The organism is Gemmiger formicilis, assembly GCF_016901605.1.
GTDB classification, from domain to species: domain Bacteria; phylum Bacillota; class Clostridia; order Oscillospirales; family Ruminococcaceae; genus Gemmiger; species Gemmiger formicilis_B.
Map to the genome: position 1 here is coordinate 1 of NZ_JACJKP010000177.1, position 5,939 is coordinate 5,939.

The following is a 5,939-nucleotide window of genomic DNA, read 5'->3' on the forward strand; positions in this document are numbered from 1 at the left end:
ACAATCGCTTGCGTCCTGTTTGAATTACTTGTAATTTGGAATTGATTTACGTGGGTTTCCAAACCCACGATAAGGTTCCACAAGTTTCAGTTTTGTTCAATTTTCAAGGTCCTGTTCGCTGTTCGCATCTCGCGTGACAGCCTATTTATTATATCTCGCGAAGTTCCCTTTGTCAAGAACTTTTTTGAGATTTTTTTGAAGTTTTTTCGTAAGCCGAAGCTCCCGAAAATCCCTCAAAGGCTGTTGTTATGCGGTTTTCAGCGGTTGTCGCGGTCGCTCTCGCGCCAGACAGCTTGACTATAATACCACCGGGGAAACACTTTGTCAACACTTTTTTCAGATTTTTTGACATTTTTTATTTTACGCTTTTTCCTGTTCAACAATCTGGCATACCAACGCTACATAGATATCTCCCTTCAGGACTATGAAACAACACTATCAAAAACTGTACAGTGACTCAGGCGCAATATCATACACAAAAACAAACCTCTCAAGCCTCTCACACAGTACGCTGTCTTCATTATTATATAAAAAGACCCAGCACTGAACGTACCGGATCTTTTAATTGACTATTTTCTCTTGTCTAATCAAGAAAGCAGCATACGATCGTTTGCAAAATCGCCATCGCTGACTTGCTCAAAACGTTGCAGCAGATCGCCGACCTGCAATTTTGCCTTTTCTTCGCCGCGAACATCGTAGATAACACGTCCCTCATACATCATGATCAAACGATTCCCGTAGCGGATCGCATCTTTCATATTATGCGTGATCATCAAGGTCGTCAGGTGGTTTTCGTGCACAATTTTATCGGAAAGAGTCAGAACTTTCGCCGCCGTCTTGGGGTCCAACGCTGCCGTATGTTCATCCAACAAAAGGAGTCTCGGTTTTTTCAGTGTTGCCATCAACAACGTGACCGCCTGCCGCTGACCACCCGAAAGCAATCCCACTTTGCTGGTCATGCGCTCTTCCAGTCCCAAATCCAGGGTTTTGAGCAGATGATAGTATTCTTCGTGCTCCTTTTTTGTAATCCCGGTCCGGAGAGTACGCGCCAAACCGCGCCGTGCCGCAAGTGCCAGGTTCTCATCAATCCCCATGGTTGCTGCGGTTCCCATCATCGGGTCCTGGAACACACGCCCGATATATTTGGCGCGTTTATGTTCAGACAAACGTGTTACATCCTGCCCGTCAATGATGATTTTACCCATATCCACCGGCCATACACCTGCCACCGCGTTGAGCATGGTAGATTTGCCGGCACCATTGCCACCAATTACAGTAACAAAATCTCCGTCTTCCAATTTGAGGTCCAGGCCATTCAGAGCCACCTTCTCGTTTACCGTACCGGCATTGAAGGTTTTATACACATTTTTGATTTCAAGCATGGTTTTTCTCCCCCTTCTTAACGCTGGGTTTGGTAAAATACTTTCCTTTCCAATACGGCACCGTCAGGAATACCGCCACCACCAAAGCAGTCAGCAGCTTCAGGTCGTCGGTCGAAAGCCCCAGACGCAAGACAAAGGTCATAACCATATAGTAAATAATAGCGCCAATGATGGCCGCCGTCAGTTTGAGTGCAAAATTGCGGAAAATCTTGCTGAAAATCACTTCACCGATAATCACCGCAGCCAAGCCAATAACAATAGCACCACGTCCCATATTGATATCTGAGAATCCCTGGTATTGTGCCAGCAAACCGCCGGACAGCGCCACCAGACCGTTGGAAATCATAAGTCCCAACACCTTTGCCATGCTGGTATTGATTCCCTGTGCGCGGGCCATATTCTGATTTGCGCCGGTAGCCCGCAAAGAGCATCCCAACTCCGTACCAAAAAACCAATACAAAACCGCAACCAGAATTACGCAGAAAATGACCAGCGTAAGCAACGGATTGTTGGCTGCCGTTTCACGCACATACCGTGCCGATACCAACAAAGAATACTTGTCCACACTGATGGGCAGGTTTGCTTTTCCGCCCCCGGTTCCTGCTCCCATAATCCGGAGATTAATGGAATACAGCGCCAGCTGTGTAAGAATGCCCGCCAAAATAGCCGGAATGCCGCAAATTGTATGGAACAATCCGGTAACCATGCCTGCCAGCATACCAGCCAGTGTCGCAGCCAGCAAAGCAATTCCCACCGGGACGCCATTCAAAACCAGTACCACACACACTGCACCGCCAGTCCCCAACGAGCCGTCCACTGTAAGATCAGCAATATCCAAAACGCGATAAGTAATGTATACGCCAATCGCCATAATGCCCCAAATCAGACCTTGCGCCACAGCACCGGGCATAGAATTGAGCAAGGAAGTCAGAAAATCCATGCGGGATCTCCTCCATTCACATTCAAAATCATAAGCACCAAAACAGCGGGGAAAGGGTGCAGGCCCTTTTCCCGCTGTTGCTTTATTCAAATTTTATTCGCTGATTGCTTCGTAACCATCCGGAACCGTCAAGCCAACCGCTTCGCAATTCGCCGCATTGTACTTTTTCGTAACATTGGGAGCAAACTCAACGGGCATGGTGGAGATGTCCGCGCCTTCCGCCAAAATCTTATAGGCCATTGTGCCGGTCTGGTATCCCAGATCATAGTAACTGATGGACAACGTGGCAACGCCGCATCCCTTGCAGATACCTTCTTCACCGGCGACAACCGGAACCTTCGCGGGCAGAACCACATTGGCAATCGCTTCGGTGTTGGAAGCTGCCGTATTATCGGTGGGAATGTAAATCACATCCGATGCATCTGCCGCCGTCTGTGTTACCGAAGTGACATCGTTGGTATCTGTAAAGGCGTAGCGCGTGACCGTGTAGCCCGCATCCGTCAGATACCCCTCAATCACATCACACTGATACACGGAGTTTGCTTCCGCGCTGCAGTACAAAAGACCGATATTTTTGGCATCCGGGAAAAGTTCCTGGATCATAGCCGCCTGCTGATCCAAAGGTGCCAAGTCTGACGTACCGGAAACATTTCCGCCAACCGTTCCTGTCCAATCCGAAATGTCCAAAGCGGTAGCATAGTCCGTTACGGAAGTTCCCAGAATCGGAATATCTGCCGTAGCCTGCGTAGCCGATTGCAAGGGCGCAGTCGCATTTGCCAAAATCAAATCCACGTCCGTGGATACAAAACCATTGATAATCGTCGCACAGTTGGCTGTATCACCGGAGGCGTTCTGTTCATCAAATTCGACATTCCCCTCCCCCAGCTTTTCCACCAGGGCGTCTTTAAATCCCTGCGTCGCAGCATCCAACGCATCATGCTGCACCAACTGACAAATGCCGATCTTATACACAGTTCCCGTCGCTTCCGCAGACGAAGTCTCTGACGCAGCAGCCGAAGAACTGCTTGTTGCGGTACTTCCACAGGCTGCAAGACTCAAACCCAATGTTGCAGCCATTAACAAGGATACAGCTTTTTTCATATCTCTTCCTCCCGACAGGACCGGCATCCGGATCTTTTTCGGATTATGTCCGTCAAAGCCGTTTACCGATTTAGTGCTTTAAAGTATAGCACACTTTACCGCCCTAAAGCAATGTTCATATTGCACAATTTATACTTTTATATTTGCTTGAACCATGTGCAACGTGCTGCATTTAGACAAAAAAACATCTGGCAGAGTACAACTCTGCCAGATATTTTTTCCATCTATCAATCGCCAAAACAAGTGTTTTCTGCTTTTTGCAGCAATTCCAAAAAGCGCAGTGGACTGCTGGCATGGCGCAATGCATCTACCAAGGTAGTGCGGCTTAACAGGTTGACCAACCGTGCCAAAATCTGCAAATGCAGGCCATCCTCTTCCGGCGGCACCGCAATCATAAACAGCAAATCTACAGGCTGGCCATCCGGAGCGCCCCAATCCACACCATGGCGCAACGTCAAGGCCGAGATTCCCGGTGCTGATACGCCCGCGTTCCCGGCATGGGGCAATGCAATTCCGTCACCAATAGCCGTGGTGCCGCCAAAGGCTTCGCGCTGGCATACCGCATTATAGTACGCCGTACCGTTGGTAATGACGCCAATTCCTTCCTGCAATTCTACCAAAATCCCCAGTGCATCCGCTGCATTGTCAATGTTGGCATACAGCAAAATCCCCTTGGGATTCATCAGCTCGCTTACTTTCATACCATCATTTCCCTATGCTGTACACATTTGGATCACACATCGGTGACTCGGCGGATCAATTGGTATAAGTACTCTCCAACCGCACCTTCCGAACAGGTGCAGGTCGTCACCGTGTCTGCATTCGCTTTTACTTCTGCCGGCGCGTTGGCTACCGCTACAGCATAGCCTGCTTCGCGCATCAATTCCAGATCATTGTAATAGTCCCCAATCACAATGGTCTTTTTCTGAGATCGGTTCATCAATGCGCAAAGGTCATGCATCCCGGTTGCTTTACTGACGCCCCCCGGCATAATTTCAAGATAGATATTGTTGGTAGCCAAAAAGTAATTGTCACGACCATAATACTTGGTTTTGGCGTACTGGCCCAGTTTTCGGATTGTTTCCGGATCGGAGGCAAACACAACCTTCACCCACCCGTCAGGCACGCATTCAATAGGGCAAGCAATGCTGCCCAGATGTTCATCCACCTGATGGGCGTGCGTATATTCGTTGGCGTGGATCACATACATTTCACCATTGCCTGCCATCACCTCGATTCCCATTTTGGGAAATTTCGGCAAAATATCCGCAATGGCCGCTGTAGCCTGTTCCCGGTTCAACGTAGCCCTGTGCAACACCGATTCAGTCGAGAAATCATACAGCAAAGCACCGTTGCATGAAATCGCCGGCAGCGAAAGCTGAATGCCGTCTAGCGCCGCACGAATGGACTCCGGCGGTCGGCCGGTCGCCACCGTAAACAGACCGCCCAATTCAATGAACAATTGAATTACCGTCCGGTTACACGCCGGAAGGCCTTCTTTGGCGGTAAGCAGAGTATTATCCATATCACAAATGACCAGATAATCGCTGAGTGCTGATTTCATGCACGGTGTTCCTTTCTTAACCGATTCAGAAATTCCGTAAAATAGGGCGGCAACGGAGAATCAAACTGCATCCATTCTCCTGTTGTCGGATGAACAAATCCCAACTCTTTTGCATGCAGGCACTGCCCTGCCAGATTTTTGATTCCGTTTTTGGGGCCATATACCAGATCCCCCGCCAGCGGGTGGCCTATAGACGCCATATGAACACGAATCTGATGGGTCCTGCCCGTTTTCAACTTGCAGGCAATATAGGTAAAGTTTCCAAAACGCTCCTGTACACGCCAGGAAGTATAGGCATAGCGTGCGCCAGCCGCTTCTTCCTTTACAACAGCCATCTTTTTCCTGTCGTGCGGGTCCCGACCAAGCCAGGTTTCCACAGCCCCCTCCTCTTCCCGGAGGTTGCCGTAAGCCACCGCATGATACACCCTGTGAATGCTGTGTACCCGCATCTGATCGCTTAACGCCTGATGGGCCGCATCATTTTTGGCAACAACCAACAAACCGCTGGTATCCTTATCGATCCGATGTACAATACCGGGCCGAATAGCGCCTCCGATCCCGGAAAGCTGCCCCTGGCAATGATACAGCAGCGCATTGACCAGCGTCCCGTCCGGATTGCCCGGCGCCGGGTGCACCACCATTCCTTTGGGTTTATCAACTACAATCAAGTCCGCATCCTCATAGACGACGGAAAGCGGAATAGGTTGCGGTACCGCTTCGATCGGCTGAGGGTCCGGGAGCTGAATCCAATAACAGCTCCCCGGGCGCACTTTATCTTTTTTGTTGACGGGTCTGCCGCTCTCTGTGATCAAGCCCTGTTCAATCAATGTCTGGACGGCGCTTCGGGACAGATTATCACACTGTGTCGCCAGCCACGCATCCAAACGTCCGCCAGCCTGTTCGCCGGCAATGATTTCAATCTGTTCCATCGGCTTTTTCATCCTGCAGCCGG

6 protein-coding genes are annotated in these 5,939 nt (G+C 49.8%); all 6 read right to left on the reverse strand.

The features are described from left to right. Positions 1–587: 587 nt before the first annotated feature. The 6 genes from H6B10_RS12050 to H6B10_RS12075 all read right to left on the reverse strand — a co-directional run bounded on the left by H6B10_RS12050 (position 588) and on the right by H6B10_RS12075 (position 5,916). The gene (locus tag H6B10_RS12050; protein WP_204651828.1) at positions 588–1,382 is read right to left on the reverse strand and encodes an ABC transporter ATP-binding protein; all 795 of its coding nucleotides are present in this window, start codon (positions 1,380–1,382) and stop codon (positions 588–590) included. Next, a complete protein-coding gene (locus H6B10_RS12055; protein ID WP_204651829.1) occupies positions 1,375–2,322 on the reverse strand; it encodes an ABC transporter permease in 948 nt (315 codons plus the stop codon). Before H6B10_RS12055 ends, H6B10_RS12050 begins: the two co-directional genes overlap by 8 nt. 93 nt (positions 2,323–2,415) lie before the next feature. Then, on the reverse strand, positions 2,416–3,423 hold the full coding sequence (locus H6B10_RS12060; protein ID WP_204651830.1) for an ABC transporter substrate-binding protein: 1,008 nt from the start codon (positions 3,421–3,423) through the stop codon (positions 2,416–2,418). Positions 3,424–3,650: 227 nt separating this feature from the next. After that, the gene (locus H6B10_RS12065; protein WP_204651831.1) at positions 3,651–4,124 is read right to left on the reverse strand and encodes a PTS sugar transporter subunit IIA; all 474 of its coding nucleotides are present in this window, start codon (positions 4,122–4,124) and stop codon (positions 3,651–3,653) included. Positions 4,125–4,156: 32 nt separating this feature from the next. Then, complete coding sequence (locus tag H6B10_RS12070) at positions 4,157–4,987, reverse strand: HAD family hydrolase (RefSeq protein WP_204651832.1); 831 nt, start codon at positions 4,985–4,987, stop codon at positions 4,157–4,159. Then, a complete protein-coding gene (locus H6B10_RS12075; protein WP_204651833.1) occupies positions 4,984–5,916 on the reverse strand; it encodes an RluA family pseudouridine synthase in 933 nt (310 codons plus the stop codon). Before H6B10_RS12075 ends, H6B10_RS12070 begins: the two co-directional genes overlap by 4 nt. Positions 5,917–5,939 lie beyond the last annotated feature (23 nt).

Bases quoted from the DNA above. Each gene is read 5' to 3' on its own strand.
- H6B10_RS12050 (WP_204651828.1), bottom strand. From the start codon at position 1,382: ATGCTTGAAATCAAAAATGTGTATAAAACCTTCAATGCCGGTACGGTA.
- H6B10_RS12055 (WP_204651829.1), bottom strand. From the start codon at position 2,322: ATGGATTTTCTGACTTCCTTGCTCAATTCTATGCCCGGTGCTGTGGCG.
- H6B10_RS12060 (WP_204651830.1), bottom strand. From the start codon at position 3,423: ATGAAAAAAGCTGTATCCTTGTTAATGGCTGCAACATTGGGTTTGAGT.
- H6B10_RS12065 (WP_204651831.1), bottom strand. From the start codon at position 4,124: ATGAAAGTAAGCGAGCTGATGAATCCCAAGGGGATTTTGCTGTATGCC.
- H6B10_RS12070 (WP_204651832.1), bottom strand. From the start codon at position 4,987: ATGAAATCAGCACTCAGCGATTATCTGGTCATTTGTGATATGGATAAT.
- H6B10_RS12075 (WP_204651833.1), bottom strand. From the start codon at position 5,916: ATGGAACAGATTGAAATCATTGCCGGCGAACAGGCTGGCGGACGTTTG.